We start from the raw sequence: 3,021 nt of genomic DNA, 5'->3' as shown, positions 1-3,021 counted from the left end.
TGAACTGGATTTCGCGTTGCGCGGAAGCGGACTTTTGGATGGTCGCCGCCATAGGCCATGCGCCGCATTGGGGACATTTCTCCAGCAGGGTCTCCGATTCTATCATCGCACCGCTCCTACCCGCGCCCACAGCCCGCCAACGCTCGGAGACAACCCGCGTTCCGAACGAGTGCTAGGCGAGACACGGAACGAATCAGGGCGATGGCGTTGAATCGACATGTGTGCCGTGGCGTTGCGTCAGTCTCGTTTGGGAGTATCGCGTGTCCATGGCGCCATCAAAGCTGCTATTCCTGGTTACATCAAGCCGTGTGATCCCACGCTGCGGGAGAAGCCGCCGCGCGGGGCAGACTGGGTCTACGAGATCAAGGCCGACGGTTACCGCGCGCAGCTGCATCTGCAAGATGATGACGCCAAGGTCTATTCGAAGACCGGCCTGGACTGGACCGAACAGTTCTCCTCGGTCGCAGCCGGCGCCCACCTGCTCAGGGCACATAGCGCGATCATCGACGGCGAAGCGGTGGTGTACGGCAGTGGCGGCCTGCCGGACTTCCAGCAGCTCAGGCGGGAGCTCGGGCCTAAGCAAAGCGAGCGCGTGCGCTACCACGCCTTCGATCTCCTGTATCTCGACGGCTACGACCTGCGCAGGGTCGTGTACGAAGATCGCAAGCGCCTGCTGCAGCAGCTTCTGAAGGACGCACCCGAGACCTTCATCTACGTCGAAGCCCTTGCGGCCAACGGCAACGAGGTCTTCGACAAAGGGTGCAAACTGGGGCTGGAAGGCCTGGTCGCCAAACGGCTTGGCCAGCCGTACCGCTCGGGGCGGCAGGAAAGCTGGATCAAGCTCAAGTGCAAGAAGAGCGAGACCTTCCCGATCATCGCGTTCGTGGAGAAGCTAGGGGCGCGCCCGCGCAAGGTCGCCTCGCTCTACGTCGGCCGCCGCGAAAACGGCAACCTGCTCTACGGCGGCAAGGTGCGTACCGGCTACACCGAGACGACCGCGCGCGAATTACGCGAGCGGCTTGATCCATTGATCCGCAAGGCTTCTCCGCTCGATGTGACCGTCAAAAAGCCGAAGGCGACCTGGGTCGAGCCGACACTCGAAATCGAGGTCCAGTATGGCGCGCTGACCGATGATGGCCTGCTTCGCGAGGCCGTGTTCAAAGGCTTCCGCGATGATCTCGCGGGGCGCAAGGTCAAGGCCCCGCGCCTCGTGCCGTCCGCAGCCGGCCGCCCGAAGCTGGGCGTTCCGAGAGAGAACATCCTGCAGCTTCTGCCCGACGCCGTTGTGCCGTCAAAAGAAGAACTCGCCGACTACTGGTGCAAGGTGTGGGAGAAAGCCCTCCCGCACCTCGGCCATCGTCCGCTCAAGCTGGTGCGTCATGTGCGCGGCACGACGTTCTATCACAAGGGACCGCTGCCGAAGGACATTCCGGCCGCCGTGCACCAGCTCCGGATTCAGAAGCGCGAGGGTGGCGAGGGAACGCGCCTGTGGGTCGACAGCCTGGATGGTTTCCTTGGGCTAGTGGAGATCGGCGCCGTCGAGCTGCACCCCTGGAATGCGACCGTCGAGGACTTCGAACATGCCGACCGCATCGTAATCGATCTGGATCCCGGAGAGGGCGTCGACTGGGATGCCGTCGTGGAGACCGCGCTCGCTCTGCGCACGATGATGAAGCGCGAGGGCTTCGAGACCTGGCCCAAGCTCACCGGCGGCAAAGGAATTCATCTGATGGCCCCGCTGGACCAGCCGCTGTTGCACGACAAGGCGCATAGGGTGGCGCATCAGTTGGTCTCCGCCTTCGCGGCGCGTCATCCAGACCGCTACCTCCTGTCCGCGCAGGCAAAGCGTCGCGATCGCATCTTCCTCGATTATCTGCGCAATGGCCGCGGTACCACGGCCATCGGCACGTATTCCCCGCGCGCCCGCGAGGGATTTCCCATCGCAGCGCCCGTGACCTGGAAGCGCATCGAGAGCGGGATCGCGCCGGACGCCTTCACCATCGAGACTCCATTCAGCGTTAAGCCAAGGAGCTGAGCCGCATGTCGGATGCATTCGATCGATGGGTGGAATGGCGCCACAAACCTCCCCGTGACAGGCGGAGCATTCCTGCCGAACTCTACGCCGCGGTGATGTCGCTGCCTGAGGCCGATCGTTCCGACCGGCAGAGGGTGAACGAGGTGGTCCGCCACCATGACGAGGCGCGCCGCGAGGGCAGAACCGTATGGCTGTACATCGACGATTACGGGGACGGCAGAACGCGCGCGGCCGGCGAGCCCGGATGGATAAGGGTGTTTGCGTCTGCCGACGTCGCCGAGAGGTGGTTCAAGGAAAATGACCCTGAAGGCGTGGCCTGGGAATACGAAGTGGGAGGCGGTCGGGCCCGAGGATCGGTTTGGCTCTACTCGCACGATCCGGAGTCCAGGGAGGTTGGCGACGTCGATTGGGTCAGGCTCTTTGCCTCGCAAGGGTGTGCGGAAAAGTGGGTTGAGCAGAACGATCCGACGGGTAAGATTTGGGAGTACCCGGCTCAGGGGTGACGCGCATGAGCGCGTTTGTTGACACCTCCGTCTGGTTCGCCGCCGCCGCCAAGCGGGATGCTCAGAATGAGCGCGCCAAGTCTATCCTTCGCAGCATCGACCAGCATCTCACGACGGACCTGGTGCTGGCTGAAACGTGGCAGCTTCTAAAAGCCCGATTCGGCAGCGACGTTGCGGAGATATTCTGGGACCGGCTGCGCGACGGGGGAGTTCGGATCGAACCCATTGTCCGCGCTGATCTGGATGCGGCTGCGGAGATACAGGCGAGCTCTCCCGGGGAGGGTTTTTCCTTCGTTGATCGGACAGTTTTGCGATGATGGAGCGCATCGGGATCACCCAGGCAGCAACCTTCAACCCGGACTTCGCCGCGTACCGACCCCGCCGCGGTCGCAAGCGACCGTTCCAGATCCTCAGCGAAGGCCACAGCCAGGTCTTCATGGCGCTCAGACAAGCGATCCTTGAACGGCGGCCGGTTCACGTGAG

The 3,021-nt window shown here is 63.4% G+C and carries 3 protein-coding genes; all 3 read left to right on the top strand.

All coding sequences use genetic code 11. From position 1 onward, the window contains the following. Window positions 1-217: 217 nt before the first annotated feature. Genes ligD through AC0L20_RS39375 form a run of 3 tightly spaced genes read left to right on the top strand, consistent with a single transcriptional unit; the run spans window position 218 to window position 2,855 of the window. Window positions 218-2,035 carry a DNA ligase D gene (gene ligD, locus AC0L20_RS39385; protein ID WP_473295573.1) on the top strand — a complete coding sequence of 606 codons (1,818 nt, stop codon included), beginning with the start codon at window positions 218-220 and terminating at the stop codon, window positions 2,033-2,035. Between the two features lie 5 nt (window positions 2,036-2,040). Beyond that, complete coding sequence (locus AC0L20_RS39380; RefSeq protein WP_473295572.1) at window positions 2,041-2,538, top strand: hypothetical protein; 498 nt, start codon at window positions 2,041-2,043, stop codon at window positions 2,536-2,538. A 5-nt stretch (window positions 2,539-2,543) separates the two neighbouring features. Beyond that, the gene (locus AC0L20_RS39375; protein WP_473295571.1) at window positions 2,544-2,855 is read left to right on the top strand and encodes a type II toxin-antitoxin system VapC family toxin; all 312 of its coding nucleotides are present in this window, start codon (window positions 2,544-2,546) and stop codon (window positions 2,853-2,855) included. Window positions 2,856-3,021 lie beyond the last annotated feature (166 nt).

It is taken from the genome of Bradyrhizobium sp. Kon58 (assembly GCF_055807455.1).
The sequence above is the reverse complement of the archived record's forward strand: the minus strand, read 5'-3'. Positions and strand labels throughout refer to the sequence as shown.